Raw genomic sequence first — 17877 nt, 5'->3', positions numbered from 1 at the left:
TGCCGTTTTGTTAAGTTAATCATCAGCCAATAAACAATTTCAGTCAGTCAGAGAGTGAACACTAATAATGTGATCTCGCTGCGGGCCAGTGCCAATGGCAGAAATACGGCAATTAGAAAGCTCTTCCAAACGCTTCACGTAATTCTGAGTATTCTGAGGCAAGTCTTCAAACTTGTGAATTTGAGAAATATCCTCGCTCCAACCAGGAACCATCTCATAAACTGGCTTTGCACAAGCGAATAGAGACTGGTCCACAGGCATTTCTTCCACGCGCTTGCAAGTTCCGTCTGCCAAAGTCACGTCGTAAGCTACACAAACTGGAATTTCCTTCAAGCCTGTTAAAACATCAAGCTTGGTAAGAACAATATCTGTTAAACCATTTACGCGAGTTGCGTAACGGCTTACTACAGAATCAAACCAACCGCAGCGACGAGGACGGCCTGTTGTAACACCATACTCATGACCCTGCTCACGCAGCCAATCGCCCTGCTCATCCAAAAGCTCAGTTGGGAATGGACCTTCGCCAACACGAGTGATATAAGCCTTAGCAACACCAATTACGCGAGTAATGCGAGTTGGACCAACGCCCGTACCTGTGCAAGCGCCGCCAGCAGTAGGATTCGAAGAAGTAACGAATGGGTAGGTGCCGTGGTCAACGTCAAGCATCGTTGCTTGTCCGCCTTCGAACAGAACGGTTTTGCCTTCATCCATTGCCTTATTCAAAACTAGCGAAGTGTCAGCAACATAAGGCTTCAAACGCTTACCCAGCTCAACAAGCTGGGCAGTTACAGCGTCAATATCAATAGGATGCTGATTATAAAGCTTCACAAGCATCTGATTCTTTTGATGCAAGCTCGCCTCAACTTTGTCACGCAAATGCTCAGCATTAAATAAATCGTGTACGCGAATTCCGACGCGATTAATTTTATCCGCATAAGTAGGTCCAATACCGCGACCGGTTGTACCAATTTTGTGCTTTCCAAGGAAACGCTCTGTAACCTTATCTATTACGCGATGGTACGGCGTAATAATGTGCGCAGCTTCGCTTACCAGCAAACGTGAGCAATCAACTCCACGAGATTCCAAAGCATCAATCTCTTCAAACAAAACTTCCGGATCAACAACAACGCCGTTGCCAATTACAGGGGTTACATTAGGGCTAATAATGCCGCTTGGAAGCAAATGCAGCGCGTAAGACTTATCTCCAACTACAACGGTATGGCCAGCATTGTTGCCACCATTAAAACGTGCGACAATATCAACTTTAGATCCAATTAAATCTGTTGCTTTACCTTTACCTTCGTCACCCCATTGAGCGCCAATAAGCACAATACCAGGCATGCCGCACCTCCATTTTTTGGGCTAACGTTGCCCAAATTTGCACAATCCTACCTGACAAGATTATCGCTACGCCCCTACCGATTAAGAGGTAAGAAAAATCTTTTAAGTATTAAAGCTAACTATTTCAATGCTTTACCAGCAGAACCAAGCTGCACACAAGCTTCTACCACGCGTTGAGCCATGGCTTTTTCAGCTTCACGACCCCAAGAACGAGGATCGTAAAGTTTCTTTTCTCCAACTTCGCCATCTATCTTAAGAACAGAATCGTAATTGCTAAACATGTGTCCTGCAATAGCGCGAGTAAAAGCATATTGCGTATCCGTATCAATATTCATTTTAACTACGCCGTAGCGCACAGCTTCTGCAATTTCTTGAGCAGTAGAGCCAGATCCTCCGTGGAATACCAGCAGGAAAGGCTTTTTAGATGCGCCAAATGTACGAGTATCGCAAGTATCTTTATATTCTTCGTACACAGTTTGTTGGATTTCTTGCAACAATTGCGGACGTAACTTTACAACGCCAGGCTTATATGCTCCGTGAACATTGCCAAAAGTAAACGCTGCCATATATCTGCCGCGCTCTCCCAAACCAAGCTTTTTTACAACGCGTAAAGCATCTTCAGGCGTAGAATATAGGCGCTCGTCAATATCGGCACGATGCCCATCTTCTTCTCCACCAACCGCACCAATTTCAATTTCAAGAATTGTACGAGCCTTTTGCGAAGCGTCAAGTAACTCTTCTGCAACATCTAAATTATGTTGCAAATTAACTGTTGAGCCATCCCACATATGCGATTGGAAAAGAGGCTCTGCCCCCTTTTTTACTTGCTCTGCTTCTTTAGCTAAAAGCGGTCGAATCCAGTCGTCAAGATAAGCCTCTGCACAGTGATCGGTATGAAGAGCAATAGTAATATTTGGATACTGAGATGCAACTTCATGCGCAAAAGCAGCAAACGCAAGAGAGCCAACAACGCGATTATTTACGCACTGCCCAGAAAAATAAGCCGAACCGCCAACAGAAACCTGAATAATGCCATCAGACTCAGCTTGCGCAAAACCTTGAAGAGCCGCATTAAGCGTTTGAGTACTTGTAACATTAATAGCAGGATACGCGTAGCCACCTCGACTTGCAGCATCAAGCATATGCGCGTAACGTTCAACGGTTGCAATAGTCATACTTGTATTATCCGCCTTTATAATTCACAAAGCTACACAAATACACAAAAGTGTTACAAAAGCTGTTCTAATAACTTACTAACTGAAACGCTTTAAGTTACGACTGCATCTTTTGATGACGCTTTTTAGCTTCTGTAACTACAAATTTGTGATATTGCAATGCGATTGATTCATCTAAGCCAGCAGCAGCAGAAAGATCTAGCAGACGCTGAACCTGCTCCTGCTCACGCTTAGAATCCAAAGGAGCAAATTTAGCTTTAGCTTTAAGCTCACCAATGCGATTAGTAGTCTTAAAACGTTCCGCTAGAAGCGCAATAATCGCACCGTCAATATTATCAATCGATTTGCGCAGCGTTAAAATCTTATCCGCAGCATCTTCACAACTTTTATTTAATGAAGTATTGCTCGAATTAATTGTCGTTTCAGAAAAATCACACATAATATGATTTATACAAAACTTTAATCAAAATAAGTCTGCAAAACCATTGTGGTTTCCGTACTTACTGGCACAATGCGATGAATAGTATTGATTAGCTCTTCCAACTTACTTGGCGTTGCAACACGAACTACCAGCATAAAACTTGGGCTTCCTGTTACGGAATAGCACGCTTCAATACCAGGAATATCGCGCAACTTTGTAGGAATTGTTGCTTCCTTACCAAAATCAAGCGGAGTAACTGACACGAATGCACTAACTGGCAAGCCACGACGCTCGTAATCAATAAGCGCACGATAACCAGTAATAACACCCTTGCGCTCAAGCTTTTGAACACGCGACTGCACGGCAGAAACAGATAATCCTGAAGCCTTTGCTAAACGCGTTAACGTGGCACGACCATCATGCTCGAGAATATCTACAATAACTCCATCGGTTGAATCCATTGGCAAAGCGCCTTCAACTTTACGGGAACTTCCTGTCATATTTTCTCCATTCTCTAATCGACGCTGAACGAGAATTATAGTCGGATTTATGCTAGCGCCGGCAGGCAGCAATACCTATGTTACCTTATTTTTTACAGAAAAAGAACAAAATAATATAAAAAATTTTTTTATACCTTGCTTTATTCAGTTTTTTTGTGGAAAAATAATAAAAAATATAAACTAAATAATAATATTTATTGTCGAAAGAGTATAGGGAGATAATATGGCTGTTGTAGCAGAACACGCAATCTCAATACCTAGATCTGGTATTCGTGACGTATTTGACCGCGTAGAACAAATCCCTGATGCTATTTCACTATGCCTAGGAGAGCCTGGCGAAACCGCTTCCAATCATATTGTTAAAGCAGCTTGCGAATCTATTGAAGCCGGAAAAACAAAATATACCGACGTTTTAGGAATTCCAGAATTCCGCAAAGCTGCAGTTGATTACACAAAGAGAGTGAAAGGCTTAGTTTATGACGCCGATACTGAAATTCAAGCAGTTGACGGCGCTACAATTGGTTTATATTTAGCTATTAAAGCAGTAATTGATCCGGGCGACGAAGTAATTATTCCTTCCCCATACTTCACTTCTTATGATGCAGAAGTGTTAATGTGCGACGCAACTCCTGTAACAGTTGCCCTTAAACCTGAACATGGAATGCATGTTAATGCTGAAGAAATACGCAAAGCAATTACTCCACGAACTAAAGCTATTATTATCAACTCACCTTGCAACCCAACTGGCGCAGTAACTACAGCCGAAGAACTTGCAGAAGTAGCAGAATTATGTAAAGAATTTGATTTGTGGGTAATTTCTGACGAAGTGTATCATCCATTTGTATTCGCGAGTGACCCTGACACAGAACCTGCAGGAGATGCTGTAGCGCCATCTATTGCAGCAGTTGAAGGAATGAAAGATAGAACCATTATTGTAGAAAGTTTGTCTAAAACTTACGCAATGACCGGCTGGAGAATCGGCTATATTCTTGCACCAGCTAACGTTATTGAGCAAAGCAGTAAAATTGCGGAAATGATACACTCTTCCGTCAATTCGACTGCACAATACGGCGGAGTTGCTGCTCTTACCGGACCTCAAGATCATGTTCGTCAAATGCGTGAAGAATACCGTGAAAAACGAAATCTGGTACTTAACGCATTACAAGATTGCGACGCACTAAAACTTATTGAGCCACAAGGAGCTTTCTACGTTTTCGTCGACGTTCGCCCAACTGGATTAACTTCCAAAGAATTCAGCAGAAGACTTTTGGAAGAAGAAAAAGTTGCTGTTGTACCTGGAGAAGCTTTCGGAAAAGAAGGAAGCGGATTTGTGCGACTTTCTTATGCTGGAAAATCGGAAGAACTTAAGGAAGCTGTGGCTCGCATGCGAAAGTTTGCGCTTGAGCAGCAGGCTGCTAATAATGCGTAAAAACAATTAAAAGCAACAATTAAAAGCAATAAATAAAAGCGCACAATCCTAGGATAGATTCTTAAGATTGTGCGCAAAATCATTTATTCTGTTATTTTTCAGCTTACAAACTTAAAAATAACACTCAAATCACTTAAGCAGCAGTTGGCGCAGAAGTATTTGAAGAACCGTTTGCTTGCTGAACAATAGCAGCCAAAAAATCACGGTTTGAAGCAGTCTTCTTTAAGCGAGGAATCAAAGTCTGATACGCTTGCTCAGGCTCAAGACCGCCAAATAGGCGACGCAAACGGTAGATAATAGGAAGTTCGTTAGCCGGAGTAATCAATTCCTCACGACGAGTTCCAGAAGCATTAATATCTACAGCAGGGAACAGACGCTTATCTGCCAAGTCGCGGCTCAAACGCAATTCCATGTTGCCAGTGCCCTTGAACTCTTCGAAAATAACCTCATCCATCTTAGATCCAGTTTCAACCAGAGCGGAAGAAATAATCGTCAAAGAGCCGCCGTCTTCAATATTTCGAGCAGCACCAAAGAACTTCTTTGGTGGGTACAACGCCTGAGCATCAACACCACCAGAAAGAATACGTCCAGAAGCAGGAGCAGCGATGTTGTATGCACGAGCCAAACGAGTCATAGAATCAAGCAAAACAACAACATCCTGGCCGAGCTCAACTAAACGCTTAGCGCGCTCAATTGCAAGCTCTGCAACTGTAGTATGGTCGGAAGCAGGACGGTCAAACGTTGAAGAAATCACTTCACCCTGAACCGTACGCTCCATATCCGTAACTTCTTCTGGACGCTCATCTACAAGAACAACCATCAAATGCACTTCAGGATTGTTCGTAGTAATAGCGTTAGCAATATTTTGCAGCGTAATAGTCTTGCCAGCTTTTGGAGGAGACACAATCAAACCGCGCTGACCCTTACCGATTGGTGCAACCAAATCAATAACACGACCAAGCATGCGATTAGCAGTAGTTTCTTGGCGTAAGCGCTCATTAGGGTACAGCGGCGTAAGCTTAGCAAATTGCGGACGATTCTGAGCTTCTTCAACACTCATTCCATTAATGCTATTAACAGTTTGCAACGGAACAAACTTCTGACGCTGATTCCTGCGATCACCCTCGCGAGGTGCACGAATAGAGCCTTGCACAGCATCGCCCTTGCGCAAACCATACTTTTTAATTTGGCTCATTGAAACATACACGTCATTTGGTCCTGGAAGGTAGCCAGAAGTGCGTACAAATGCATAAGATTCGAGCACATCAACAATACCTGCGACTGGAACAAGATCTTCCTGAGGCTCTTCGCGGCGAGATTCTCGAGAATCGCGCTCTTCGCGGCTCTCACGATTATCACGGTCTAAACGAGAATTGCGCTCAGAGCGATCTTTACGATCTTGACGTTCCTGGCGATCCTGTCGATCTTGGCGATCATCATGATCAGAATAATCCTCTCGATCATCCTCATAATCTCTACCTCGACCACGCATGCGACGCTGGAAACGCTCCGACTTATTATCTTGCTCTTCTCGATCAAAATCACGAGAAGCTCCACGCTGTCGACGAGATTCGCCTTCAGAGCGAGATTCATCTCCTGGCAAAGTTGCCAAAATCTGATCTAAATCGCGCGAATCTACTCCTTCTGCACGACGATCACGATTGTTATCACGCTCATCATTTACACGACGACGCTGGAAAGAAGAATTACGATTGTTATCTCGTCGATAATTCTTAGATCCAAAATCTTCGTCGCGCCTACGACGATCATTAGTTGCATTTGGCACTAAGTTTTCCAACGCTTCTAAGTCTTTATCGTCACCCAACGAACGAACTTCTTCATTATCTGCACGAGTATCTGCAGACTTACTTGCACTCGTAGAATTGTAAGGCGTGCGAACAGTTACACCAGCAGGCGCTTCTCCCCCATTGCGTGCCGCATTCAATGTAGCTAACAATTCAGGCTTACGCATTGTCGAAGTGCCGCGCAAACCCATTTGCTTCGCAAGATCTTTCAATTCTGAGAGCTTCATTTTCTCAAGATTTTGGCTTGTTGCCACAATTTTACCTTTCCCTAACTCACACGGAATATACTACCGGTAAGCCTTTGTATGGAAGATTACGGAAAAATCCGTCACGAACTCATGATTATTACATAACAATGTACACAACCACGAACATTATGTATGCTACTACAGCTCTACGACGCTGCAAACCGCGACGCGCCAGCAAGTCTAATTATTTTTAAATTATAAACTGAATATTCTAATAAAAAAGCGCCAATAATAATGGACTATGCCACTACTATTGACGCTACTTTTAGCTTAATTTTTACTTAAGTTATTTATAAATACTTACTACTTCTTTTCGTGATAAGACTTTTCAGTATTTACAGACCACACATTTGCTTTAGATTCTGCGCCAGTGTGAATATTTTCTACAGCTTCGATTGCGGTAGCCATGGAATGATCCTGGTTATTATAACGATGCTGTCCGTTTCGACCGACGCAATACAAGTTGCCGAAGCTATCCAAGTACTTAATCAACTCAGGCATTTGTGCATAAGTGTCAAAGTAAGCTGGGTAAGCTTTTGGAACACGTTCACGATGGGAATCAATAACATCTTCTTCGCCATTAATAACCTGCATGCGAGTTAATTCGTCGATAGCCATCTTACGAGCGTCTTCATCACTCATATTCCAGAAGTCGTCGCCTTCTTCGCAGAAGTACTCAAGACCAATCCAAACAGTGTTGTCAACATCTTTAACAAGATAAGGACTCCAGTTGTTGAAGATTTGCAGACGGCCAACCTTGTAACCAGGGTCCTGAACATAAATCCAGCAATCTGGAACAATAGGTGGATTTCCAAGAGTTGGAATAGTAGTAGTATTACGCAGACGTACACGCTTAACAAGCAAGCCTACAGTCACAAAATCGCGGTAAGGCAAGCCCTTAGCCACTCGCTGCATTTCTGCTGGAACTTCAGCCTTTTTGTCACCATTTGCACCCTGCTCAAGAGCTGCAACCAAATCTTTAATAGGCATAGAAGAAACAAACTCGTCAGCATGCAATTCAGAACGTTCACCGTTTGCATCTTCAATAACAACGCTTGAAATCTTGCCATCGGACTGCTTAATAGCAACAACCTTAGCATCTGTACGAACTGTAGCACCATTTTCACGGCAACGGCGTTCAACAGTTTCCCACAATTGGCCAGGGCCAAGCTTTGGATACCAGAATTCCTCAATTAAAGAAGTTTCTACTTCCTTCTTCTTACCCTTTTTCTTAGGGAAAAGCTTAGAAAAAGCATTCTTCAAAACTTCAACAATGCTCAAGCCCTTAACGCGCTGAGCACCCCAATCTGCAGAAATCTGGCTTGGATGCCTACCCCAAAGCTTCTCGGTATAACCCTCGAAGAACATTGAGTAAAGCTTCTTACCAAAACGATTAATGTAGAAGTTTTCAAGATTAGTTTCTGGCAACTTGTGAATCATTGACCACAAGTAGCTAAAACCAACCTTCATCGTCAAAATAAAGCCCATAGAGCGCAAGGTGGCTGCGGAAAGAGAAATCGGGTAATCGAAGAAATGATGATTCCAGAAAATACGCGAAACACGATGGCGCTTCAACATAACTTCGTCTTCAACTTCAGGATCAGGACCGCCTGGTTCCAAGTCATGGTGACGACCAAGCTTCTTGTCATCGTATGAAGGCGCACCCTGCAACGGCAACATTTCACGCCACCACTGCATAATGCGATCATCCTTCGAGAAGAAACGGTGACCGCCAATATCCATACGATTACCGTTGTACTTTACAGTACGCGAAATACCACCAAATTCACGCGTTGCTTCGAGCAGCGTTACGTCATAGCGACTAGAACCGCCATCTTTAACGAGCTCCCAGGCTGCCGTCAACCCTGCCGGACCGCCGCCAATAATCACAACAGATTTCTTTGGGGATTGTGTATCCGTCACTTGTCCTCCATACCTTAATACATCAATTTTTACTAAAACACATTTTGTGCTAGGTAAAATTTCTATATATCTTTATTGAGCATACGCTTATCACGCGATAGATTCCGGAATGTCAATGTCTGTTTTCTGCACTTCTTCAACATTAACATCCTTAAAAGTCACTATTCGCACATTTTTAACAAAACGCGAAGGCCTATAAACATCCCAAACCCACGCATCTGTAAGTTGAACGTCGAAATAAACGTCTTGGCCGGCCGAACGCACGTTGAAATCAACCTTATTTGCCAAATAGAATCGGCGTTCTGTTTCTACAACGTACGTAAAAAGCTTAATAACATCACGATATTCTTTATACAACGCAAGTTCAGCATCAGTTTCATAATTGTCGAGATCTTCGGCGCTCATTGCTTCCCTTCCGTATTGGTGTTACGTTTACGACCGCGACCTATAATGCGCCACCAAGCTCTTTTTGAAGAACTACCTTCGGTGTTATTTGCATTATAAGGCCATTCTTCATCAAGATTATCATGACGCACGGGTATAGCCACAGAGTGCTCATGTGCGCTCAACGCTTCAACTACACCCGGATTTTCCTCTATAACATGCAGACCAAACGCATCAAGAGAACGAATTGCATCGTACTCATCGGAAATCGTATCCATAACAACAAAATCTTGATACTTTTGATTTTGCGCATCCCATAAAGCATCGCGCGCAGTGCCAGTTTGTGCGAAACCAAGAGATTGATATACAGAAAGCGAGCGAGTATTCGTAGCAGGAACACCAACCCAAATGCGATGCAATCCTAATCCTACTGGCTCTGACGCAAAACCGTAAGTCATCACTCGAGGCATAGCATCACGCGAATAGCCGCGTCCGCGATAATCCTTGCCAAGTACAACTTGAATACGCGCAGAACGAGACCACCCATCTATGTCAATAAGAAAAATCATGCCAATAATCGCGCCAGAAGTATTCTTAACATCATCTAAAACATCTGGCACTATAGCCCAAGCAATTGTAGGACGAGACTGAACATCGCCAGCAAAACGACATAATTCAGCAGCTTTTTCAACAGAAAAACCGTCATTAGACCACTGAACAGAACGCTCAACCCACGCATGAACCATAGAACGCTCAGACTGAGAATCTTTTCCGGTAATAACCGAAGCGTTATCATATGCGCAAAGCTCATCCATACGCTGTAAATCATCGCATGTTGCTGGGCGAAGATGCGCCATTTCTCCACGAATTGGAGGGATTACTATAGATTTTGGTAACTCGCGAGAGTTGTTCACACCATCATTGGTTTGTTGCATAGTCACCTACTTGTATTGTGCCTTTGAGTATTAAGCCCTTCGCATAATTCTCATGTCGCATAATATATGATAATCCAGAAGACGAAAAATGCGTCACGATATTGCCAAATAGCAAATTCTGCGCACCTGCCGCATGAAACAAATTTAATCTGATTTAATCTGTTTTAGTATGATTAAATCTTATTAAATTATGCAGCAAGTACGCAGCACTTACTTTTTGATATTGATTACGCTTTTGCGTTTATACATTAGCGTTATCAAATATTAAATTTTTCAGATTTTTGGTTTTTCAGCCCTTGATTTTTGCCATCACAATCTTAGTAACAGCTTTAGCATCAGCCTGACCCTTAGTTGCGCGCATAACAGCACCAATAATCGCGCCCATCGGCTTCATATTGCCTGCCTTAAGCTTTTCTGCAACTTCAGGATCGGCTGCAAGAGCAGCGTCAACAGCGGCTTCCAAAGCGCCGTCATCGTTCATAACCTTGAATCCGTGCTTATTAACAACTTCATCAGGCTTGCCCTCGCCAGCCAAAACGCAAGCAACAGTTTGCTTAGCGAGCTTATCGTTAAGCTTACCGTCTGCAATTAGCTTTTCAACTTCAGCCACGTCTTGCGGAGTAATAGGCAATTCTTCCAAAGTCACGCCACGAGTGTTTGCTTCGCGAGCAAGCTCACCAAGCCACCACTTCTTAGCACCTGCTGCAGTTGCACCAGCTTTAACGGTTTCTTCAACCAAATCAAGAGCATCCGCGTTCAAAATATCGCGCATTTCAAGATCGCTAATGCCCCATTCGCTTTGCAAACGGTTACGGCGCTCGCGAGGCATTTCCGGCATCTCGGCCTTCATGCGCTCAATATGCTCTTTAGTGATGTGAAGCATAACCAAATCAGGATCTGGGAAGTAGCGATAATCGTCGGCGTCGGACTTCACACGACCGCCAGCAGTGGTCTGAGTTGCTTCATCCCAGTGACGGGTTTCCTGCAAAATCTCGCCGCCTTCGCTCAAAATAGCAGCCTGACGACGAATCTCATATTGCAGCGTCTTTTCGATTCCGCGGAATGTGTTCACATTCTTAGTTTCGGAACGAGTGCCGAACGGATCGGTCGGATTTTTGCGGAGTGAAACGTTCACGTCAGCGCGCATATTGCCCTGCTCCATGCGAGCGTGGGAAATGTTGAGGGCGCGAACAATATCGCGAATAGCACGCATATAAGCACCAGCAATTTCTGGAGCGCGGCTACCCGCACCTTCGATTGGCTTAGTTACAATCTCGATTAAAGGCACGCCTGCGCGATTGTAATCAACCAAAGAATGATTTGCGCCTTCAATACGGCCGTCAGCACCGCCAACGTGAGTATTCTTACCAGCGTCATCCTCAATATGAGCACGCTCAATCGGCACGCGGAACACCGTGCCATCTTCAAGCTCAACATCCAAGTAACCGTTGCCGTTAGTAGGCTTATCGTACTGGGAAATCTGGTAATCGCGAGGCATATCTGGGTAGAAGTAGTTCTTACGAGCGAACTGGCTCCACTCAGCGATTTCGCAATGCAATGCCAAACCGAGCTTAATAGCGTAATCAACTGCAGTCTTGTTTACGACTGGCAAAGAGCCTGGCAAACCAAGGCTTACAGGAGTTAGCTGAGTGTTTGGCTCGCCACCAAAAGATACTTCCGCTGGGCAAAACAGCTTCGTACGAGTGCAAAGCTCAACGTGCGTTTCCAAACCGAATACTGGATCAAACTGCTCAACAGCATCGGCGTATTTCATAAGTTTTTCAGCCATGAGAATCCTTCTTACTTAAGCTTTACTTCACTTTACTTAGCCAATGAATCGAGCCAGCCAGCCTTAAGCGACTTCCAGATTGGACCGCCCCACTGCTCTTCAAGAGCAGCTTCCAACGCTGCTGCAGGCTTGTACATCTTCTCATCATGGCATTGCGGAGCAATAATCTGAATACCAACAGGCAGACCATCGTCGCTTAAGCCAGCTGGAAGGCTCAAAGCTGGAACGCCAGCCATGTTTGCAGGAATCGTAGCAATATCGTTCATGTACATGGAAAGCGGATCGTTCATCTTTTCGCCAAACTTAAATGCCGTTGTAGGGCTTGTTGGAGAAACAAGAACATCTACCTTATTAAACGCTTCTTCAAAATCGCGAATAATAAGGGTTCGAACCTTTTGAGCAGAACCATACCATGCATCGTAATAACCTGCAGAAAGTGCGTAAGTACCGAGAATAATACGGCGCTTTACTTCGTCACCGAAACCAGCTTCACGAGTTGCAGCCATCATATTTGCGGCCGTCTGAGGCTTGTCTGCTGGCGGCATTACGCGCAAACCGTAGCGCATGCCGTCGTAGCGAGCCAAGTTGGAGCTAACTTCGGAAGGCATAATAATGTAGTAAGCAGCCAAAGAATAAGGGAAGTGAGGGCAGGAAACTTCCGTAACCTCTGCACCCATATCCTTAAGCAGCTGCACCGCCTCATTAAAGCGAGCTTCAACGCCTGGCTGGAAGCCATCGCCACTAAGCTCTTTAACAAGGCCAACCTTTACGCCCTTCAAATCTCGGCGAGCGCCCTCACGAGCAGCCTGAGCCATTGGAGGAACAGGAGCTGGAATCGAAGTGGAATCGCGCCTATCGTTGCCGCCAATAATCTCCTGCAAAAGCGCAGAGTCAAGAACGGTACGAGAAACAGGACCAATCTGATCCAAGGAACTTGCCATAGCAATTGCACCAAAACGGCTAACACCACCGTAAGTTGGCTTTGCGCCGACTGTACCAGTTAAAGCACCTGGCTGACGAATAGAGCCACCAGTATCTGTACCCAAAGCAATAGGAGCTTCGAATGCAGCAACAGCAGCTGCAGAACCGCCGCCGGAACCGCCAGGAACACGCTCGGTATCCCAAGGGTTGCAAGTGGTTTGGTAAGCAGAATGCTCGGTTGAAGAACCTTGAGCAAACTCATCCAAATTAGTCTTGCCGAGAATTGGCATACCAGCTGCTTTGAGCTTTTCAATAACAGTAGCGTCGTAAGGTGGAACCCAGCCTTCAAGAATCTTGGATGCTGCAGTAGTTGGAATGCCTTTAGTGACAATCATGTCTTTAATTGCAATTGGAACGCCTGCAAGCTCAGGCAAATCTTCAGTCTCGCCATTAGCGTTCTTTTTATCAAAAGCATCTGCTTGCTCGAGTGCAATATCTGCAGAAACGTGCAAGAATGCCTTGATTTCTGGCTCAGCAGATTCAATCACTGCCAAGTGAGCTTCAACAAGCTCGCGGCTAGAAACTTCTTTAGCTTTTACAGCTTCTGCCATTTGAGCAGCAGAAAGCTTTACTAAATCTTGAGTATTCGACATATCACTCCTCCCCTAAAATGCGAGGTGCTACAAACATGCCAGACTCACTCTTAGGCGCACCAGAAAGCGCTTCTTCTTGAGTTAATGGTGTAGCAGGCACATCAGGGCGCAAATAAGCTTCCAGAGGCACTGGATTTGCAGTAGGTGGCACATCTTCGCCAGCAACTTCCTGCACCTTATTAATAGATTCTGCAATGACGTTTAATTCGCCTTGCAAGCGACTAATTTCCTCGTCGCTTAAAGCAATCTGGGAAAGAACACCCAAATGCTCAATTTCTTCTCGTGTGAATGTAGGCATAACCCCAACTATATGTGTGATGCGTGACCTTTCAAAGCTGAAAAAATCTATTATATCCACATACCGCACGTGCGCGTTTTCACAAAATTATTACGCATATAAAATTTCAAAATTTGCAGCGATTACTATATCAACACGCCGCATAAGCAAAAACGACGTAACCAAAAATTGTTGATATTTCAACGATATTTAAACTCTTGTTTTAAAAATAAAAAAATTTTTTAAGAGATTATCGCATAAATAAAAAGTGTGTAATAATCGTGTTTTGTGAGACGCTAAAAACTAATGCACTGAGGCACGTTATGCATTGAAGCATATGAATTTCAGCATCTCATCGAAATAATCTAATAAAAATAATCTAATAAAAATCGAAGGACACATATGAAGAACTCAAAGTTCTACCGTAATGCAGCAATGTTGTTGCTCGCGGGCGCAACTATTATTCCACAATGCTTAGCAGCACCAGCAATGGCCGCTCCTTCCGCTAAGGATTCTGAACCAGCCACATCTTGCGCAGCCAAGAAGGACTCGTTGAATAATTATTTGTGGGATTTGCAATACGATAAAACAAACATTCTCGCCCGTCATGGCGAAACCATTGACAACAAATTCTCTAGCGATAGCTTCAACAAGGGCGATGAATTCGTTGTTGTTGAGCATCAGAAGAAGAACATCACAAATACAACTTCAAATTTGTCGGTTACTTCCGCCAACGATGATCGCGTATACCCAGGTGCTCTTTTCCGCGCTGATAAGAATTTGATGGACAATATGCCAAGCCTGATTTCCGCAAACCGCGCTCCAATCACGTTGAGCGTTGATTTGCCAGGCTTCCACGGCGGCGAAAGTGCTGTAACTGTTCAGCGCCCAACCAAGAGCTCTGTAACTTCCGCAGTGAATGGCTTAGTTTCCAAGTGGAATGCACAGTACGCTGCAAGCCATCATGTTGCAGCTCGCATGCAGTACGATTCTGCAAGCGCACAAAGCATGAACCAGCTCAAGGCAAAGTTTGGTGCTGATTTCGCCAAGATTGGTGTTCCGCTGAAGATTGATTTCGACGCTGTGCACAAGGGCGAAAAGCAGACTCAAATTGTGAACTTCAAGCAGACCTACTACACCGTAAGCGTTGATGCACCAGACAGCCCAGCTGACTTCTTCGCACCATGCACTACGCCAGAAAGCTTGAAGAGCCGCGGAGTAGACAGCAAGCGTCCGCCAGTATATGTGTCCAATGTAGCTTACGGCCGTTCAATGTACGTAAAGTTCGACACCCGCAGCAAGAGCACCGATTTCCAGGCTGCTGTTGAAGCTGCAATCAAGGGTGTTGAAATCAAGCCAAATACCGAGTTCCACCGCATTTTGCAGAACACTTCTGTAACTGCTGTAATTCTCGGCGGCAGCGCAAACGGTGCAGCTAAGGTTATTACCGGCAACATCGACACGTTGAAGGCTTTGATTCAAGAAGGCGCAAATTTGAGCACCTCCAGCCCAGCAGTTCCAATTGCTTACACCACTTCCTTCGTCAAGGATAACGAAGTAGCAACTTTGCAAACCAATAGCGATTACGTTGAAACCAAGGTTTCTTCCTACCGCGACGGCTACTTGACTTTGGATCACCGTGGAGCTTACGTAGCTCGCTACTACATCTACTGGGATGAGTACGGCACCGAAATTGACGGCACTCCTTACGTGCGTTCTCGCGCTTGGGAAGGCAACGGCAAGTATCGTACAGCTCACTTCAACACAACTATTCAGTTCAAGGGCAATGTGCGCAACCTCCGCATCAAGCTCGTTGAAAAGACCGGCTTGGCTTGGGAACCATGGCGCACAGTGTATGACCGTTCCGATTTGCCACTGGTTCGCCAGCGCACAATCAAGAACTGGGGCACAACCTTGTGGCCACGCGTTGCTGAAACTGTGAAGAACGACTGATATTTCCTATAATTTAATAAGATAATTTAATTTATAATTAAAGATAAATGAATACAATAAGGGCTTTATCTTGTAGCCAGTTACGAGATAAAGCCCTTATTGTTTGCTAAATATTATTTAAATATTATTTGCAGAATATTTAAATATCGCGATGCTTTTCAATAACGTAGCCAATTGCGTACATGACTACAGCCCAAGCAAGAACCACTAAACCGGACTGCCACCATGTAAAAACATATGCGTTTGGTGGAAGTTGCGGCCCAGAATTAGCGGAGGCACCTAAGAATTGGCTTACAGCATTGCCTGGCAAAATCTGAATAAGTATTGAAGTCCACTTCGCGAAATTGCTTGCAAGCATAATAATGCTAACAATGGCCTGCAGAATCATCACGGCTCCAATAACGCACATAATTCCGCCAGCAGTTGACTTGCAAATCATGCCAAAACCGTAGGCCATTGCTGCCACAACAACCATGATTGCAGGAGATCCAAGAAGCAGAATAAGAGGCAATTCCCACACGTTGCTTCCAGATAATCCGGAAATGTTATCTCCTATAAAAGCTAATTCTGCAGCAGCTAAAGAAACTGCCATTGCAATAAGTTGAACTACAAAAACGTAGATTGCAACAGCAATAAACTTAGCAGTAAAGAACATACCCCTTTTAGGTACAGCCGTAAGAGAAGCCTGAATTGAAGTCGTAGAATGTTCCGCGGTTACAGCAAGCACTGCAAAAATCGCCAAAACAATCAAAGATATAGAAGCAAAACTAATAACTAAGCGGAAAATGCTTTCTTGAGATGCAATAAGGTCACTTTTATTGCTCGGCCCAACAGTAATTGCAGCGCTTGATTTACTTTGACTTGCTCCATTCTTAATGTCAACTTTAGACATTGCTTTTTGCACAAGCGCGATTATAAAGCTGAAAATTACTGGCAAAACAATTGTTAATGCCATGCACCACCACGTAGACGCAAGTCCGCGCAGCTTAACAATTTCAGATTTAAGCGTGTGCATAAATGTAAGGCGTAAGTGCTGAGCGTTCATGCTGCGGCCTGTTTTGTAAGAATTGCTCGCCGGATATTCAACAGCTTGTTCAATTTGCCCACTCATTTTGCGCTCCTTCCATCTACATATTGCGTTCCAGTCGCAGCAGTAGTATTTGGCAATGCTTTTGTTACGTACTGCTCTTGACCGTGCGTAAGAGCCAAATATGCTTCCTCAAGCGAAGCATGCTCTTGATTCAGCTGATATACCAAAATCTGATTATCCGCAATTTCGCGCGCAATCTGGTTGAGCTCGCAACCTGTTATTCTGAGTAGCTCGCCTTCTTGAACGTCTTGAGGCGTGCGATTATCTGGCAAAATCTTGCATTCAGGATGATTCTGAACAAGCACAGACTTTAGCTTTTCACCTTCTGGCGTTACTAAACGTATAGCATGCTGAGAATGTGCGTCAACAAAATCTTGTACTGTTGTGCGCTCCAAAATTTCGCCATGCGCAATAATCACAAGGTTATCTGCAGTAAGCGCAACTTCGCTCATCAAGTGCGAACTAAGCAGAATTGCTCGACCTTGGCTTGCGTAATACTTGCACAATTCGCGAACCCACTTAACGCCTTCTGGATCCAAACCGTTAATTGGCTCGTCCAAAATAAGATTGTGCGGATCTGCTAAAAGTGCCGCCGCAATCGAAAGACGCTGGCTCATGCCGAGTGAGAAGGATCCCGCTTTGCGAGTTTTTACGCTAGTTAAACCAGTAATATCAATCACTTCGTCAACGCGCTTTTTTGATATTCCGTGAGTTAAAGCGAGCGAGTACAAGTGATTATATGCGGAACGACCTCTGTGGGCAGACTTTGCGTCAAGAACTGCGCCAACTTCCGTCATTGGGGATGCGATTTTTGCGTAAGGTTTTCCGTCAATAAGAGAAGTGCCACTATTGGCGTGAATAAGATTTAACGCGCAACGCATGGTGGTAGATTTACCAGCGCCATTAGGACCTAAAAAGCCCGTGACTTTACCGTCTTCGGCGACGAAAGAAACGTCGTTAAGCACTGTTTTTGCGCCGAAACGCTTTGTAATATGTTGAAATTCTAACATAAATTAACAATATCACAAATAAA

15 protein-coding genes are annotated in these 17877 nt (G+C 44.3%); 2 read left to right on the top strand and 13 right to left on the bottom strand.

Going from position 1 to position 17877, the window contains the following annotated elements; translation table 11 throughout:
* Nucleotides 1-39 precede the first annotated feature (39 nt).
* From ACLD5M_RS04095 to ACLD5M_RS04080, 4 genes are all read right to left on the bottom strand, one after another.
* Nucleotides 40-1341: an adenylosuccinate synthase gene (locus ACLD5M_RS04095; protein WP_004136482.1), complete on the bottom strand. Its 1302-nt coding sequence runs from the start codon at nt 1339-1341 to the stop codon at nt 40-42.
* Between the two features lie 119 nt (nt 1342-1460).
* On the bottom strand, nt 1461-2516 hold the full coding sequence (gene fbaA, locus ACLD5M_RS04090; RefSeq protein WP_004136484.1) for a class II fructose-bisphosphate aldolase: 1056 nt from the start codon (nt 2514-2516) through the stop codon (nt 1461-1463).
* A gap of 97 nt (nt 2517-2613) precedes the next feature.
* Nucleotides 2614-2955, bottom strand: coding sequence for a chorismate mutase (locus ACLD5M_RS04085; protein ID WP_004136487.1), 342 nt, complete (start codon nt 2953-2955; stop codon nt 2614-2616).
* A gap of 20 nt (nt 2956-2975) precedes the next feature.
* The gene (locus ACLD5M_RS04080; protein WP_004126304.1) at nt 2976-3437 is read right to left on the bottom strand and encodes an Lrp/AsnC family transcriptional regulator; all 462 of its coding nucleotides are present in this window, start codon (nt 3435-3437) and stop codon (nt 2976-2978) included.
* 223 nt (nt 3438-3660) lie between these two features.
* On the opposite strand from ACLD5M_RS04080, the gene ACLD5M_RS04075 reads away from it, so the two are divergent.
* Nucleotides 3661-4866 (top strand): pyridoxal phosphate-dependent aminotransferase, encoded by a 1206-nt coding sequence (locus tag ACLD5M_RS04075; protein ID WP_004136489.1) that lies wholly within the window; start codon nt 3661-3663, stop codon nt 4864-4866.
* Nucleotides 4867-4999: 133 nt separating this feature from the next.
* Here ACLD5M_RS04075 and rho read toward each other — a convergent pair whose 3' ends face one another.
* The 7 genes from rho to gatC all read right to left on the bottom strand — a co-directional run bounded on the left by rho (nt 5000) and on the right by gatC (nt 13822).
* The gene (rho, locus tag ACLD5M_RS04070) at nt 5000-6925 is read right to left on the bottom strand and encodes a transcription termination factor Rho (protein ID WP_410314660.1); all 1926 of its coding nucleotides are present in this window, start codon (nt 6923-6925) and stop codon (nt 5000-5002) included.
* A gap of 297 nt (nt 6926-7222) precedes the next feature.
* Nucleotides 7223-8842: an NAD(P)/FAD-dependent oxidoreductase gene (locus tag ACLD5M_RS04065; protein ID WP_410314659.1), complete on the bottom strand. Its 1620-nt coding sequence runs from the start codon at nt 8840-8842 to the stop codon at nt 7223-7225.
* 90 nt (nt 8843-8932) lie between these two features.
* Nucleotides 8933-9247 carry a DUF2469 domain-containing protein gene (locus tag ACLD5M_RS04060; protein WP_004105898.1) on the bottom strand — a complete coding sequence of 105 codons (315 nt, stop codon included), beginning with the start codon at nt 9245-9247 and terminating at the stop codon, nt 8933-8935.
* On the bottom strand, nt 9244-10161 hold the full coding sequence (locus tag ACLD5M_RS04055) for a GNAT family N-acetyltransferase (protein WP_004134007.1): 918 nt from the start codon (nt 10159-10161) through the stop codon (nt 9244-9246). The genes ACLD5M_RS04060 and ACLD5M_RS04055 overlap by 4 nt, the downstream gene beginning before the upstream one ends.
* Nucleotides 10162-10450: 289 nt before the next feature.
* Nucleotides 10451-11950 (bottom strand): Asp-tRNA(Asn)/Glu-tRNA(Gln) amidotransferase subunit GatB, encoded by a 1500-nt coding sequence (gatB, locus tag ACLD5M_RS04050; RefSeq protein WP_004134003.1) that lies wholly within the window; start codon nt 11948-11950, stop codon nt 10451-10453.
* A 32-nt stretch (nt 11951-11982) separates the two neighbouring features.
* Nucleotides 11983-13524 carry an Asp-tRNA(Asn)/Glu-tRNA(Gln) amidotransferase subunit GatA gene (gatA, locus tag ACLD5M_RS04045; protein WP_410314658.1) on the bottom strand — a complete coding sequence of 514 codons (1542 nt, stop codon included), beginning with the start codon at nt 13522-13524 and terminating at the stop codon, nt 11983-11985.
* Between the two features lies 1 nt (nt 13525).
* Nucleotides 13526-13822 (bottom strand): Asp-tRNA(Asn)/Glu-tRNA(Gln) amidotransferase subunit GatC, encoded by a 297-nt coding sequence (gene gatC, locus ACLD5M_RS04040; protein WP_004126322.1) that lies wholly within the window; start codon nt 13820-13822, stop codon nt 13526-13528.
* Between the two features lie 381 nt (nt 13823-14203).
* On the opposite strand from gatC, the gene vly reads away from it, so the two are divergent.
* Nucleotides 14204-15754, top strand: coding sequence for a cholesterol-dependent cytolysin vaginolysin (gene vly / locus ACLD5M_RS04035; RefSeq protein ID WP_004133995.1), 1551 nt, complete (start codon nt 14204-14206; stop codon nt 15752-15754).
* A 139-nt stretch (nt 15755-15893) separates the two neighbouring features.
* Here the strand turns inward: vly and ACLD5M_RS04030 are convergent, their stop codons facing one another.
* Both ACLD5M_RS04030 and ACLD5M_RS04025 read right to left on the bottom strand, forming a co-directional pair.
* Nucleotides 15894-16865, bottom strand: a complete 972-nt coding sequence (locus ACLD5M_RS04030; protein WP_410314657.1) for an ABC transporter permease subunit — start codon at nt 16863-16865, stop codon at nt 15894-15896.
* A complete protein-coding gene (locus ACLD5M_RS04025; RefSeq protein WP_004136505.1) occupies nt 16862-17854 on the bottom strand; it encodes an ATP-binding cassette domain-containing protein in 993 nt (330 codons plus the stop codon). The genes ACLD5M_RS04030 and ACLD5M_RS04025 overlap by 4 nt, the downstream gene beginning before the upstream one ends.
* Between the last annotated feature and the right edge of the window lie 23 nt (nt 17855-17877).

This window comes from Gardnerella sp. Marseille-Q9185 (genome assembly GCF_046508745.1).
GTDB lineage: Bacteria > Actinomycetota > Actinomycetes > Actinomycetales > Bifidobacteriaceae > Bifidobacterium > Bifidobacterium greenwoodii.
The sequence above is the reverse complement of the archived record's forward strand: the minus strand, read 5'-3'. Positions and strand labels throughout refer to the sequence as shown.

Bases quoted from the DNA above. Each gene is read 5' to 3' on its own strand.
- ACLD5M_RS04095 (WP_004136482.1), bottom strand. From the start codon at position 1,341: ATGCCTGGTATTGTGCTTATTGGCGCTCAATGGGGTGACGAAGGTAAA.
- fbaA (WP_004136484.1), bottom strand. From the start codon at position 2,516: ATGACTATTGCAACCGTTGAACGTTACGCGCATATGCTTGATGCTGCA.
- ACLD5M_RS04085 (WP_004136487.1), bottom strand. From the start codon at position 2,955: ATGTGTGATTTTTCTGAAACGACAATTAATTCGAGCAATACTTCATTA.
- ACLD5M_RS04080 (WP_004126304.1), bottom strand. From the start codon at position 3,437: ATGACAGGAAGTTCCCGTAAAGTTGAAGGCGCTTTGCCAATGGATTCA.
- ACLD5M_RS04075 (WP_004136489.1), top strand. From the start codon at position 3,661: ATGGCTGTTGTAGCAGAACACGCAATCTCAATACCTAGATCTGGTATT.
- ACLD5M_RS04060 (WP_004105898.1), bottom strand. From the start codon at position 9,247: ATGAGCGCCGAAGATCTCGACAATTATGAAACTGATGCTGAACTTGCG.
- ACLD5M_RS04055 (WP_004134007.1), bottom strand. From the start codon at position 10,161: ATGCAACAAACCAATGATGGTGTGAACAACTCTCGCGAGTTACCAAAA.
- gatB (WP_004134003.1), bottom strand. From the start codon at position 11,950: ATGGCTGAAAAACTTATGAAATACGCCGATGCTGTTGAGCAGTTTGAT.
- gatA (WP_410314658.1), bottom strand. From the start codon at position 13,524: ATGTCGAATACTCAAGATTTAGTAAAGCTTTCTGCTGCTCAAATGGCA.
- gatC (WP_004126322.1), bottom strand. From the start codon at position 13,822: ATGCCTACATTCACACGAGAAGAAATTGAGCATTTGGGTGTTCTTTCC.
- vly (WP_004133995.1), top strand. From the start codon at position 14,204: ATGAAGAACTCAAAGTTCTACCGTAATGCAGCAATGTTGTTGCTCGCG.
- ACLD5M_RS04030 (WP_410314657.1), bottom strand. From the start codon at position 16,865: ATGAGTGGGCAAATTGAACAAGCTGTTGAATATCCGGCGAGCAATTCT.
- ACLD5M_RS04025 (WP_004136505.1), bottom strand. From the start codon at position 17,854: ATGTTAGAATTTCAACATATTACAAAGCGTTTCGGCGCAAAAACAGTG.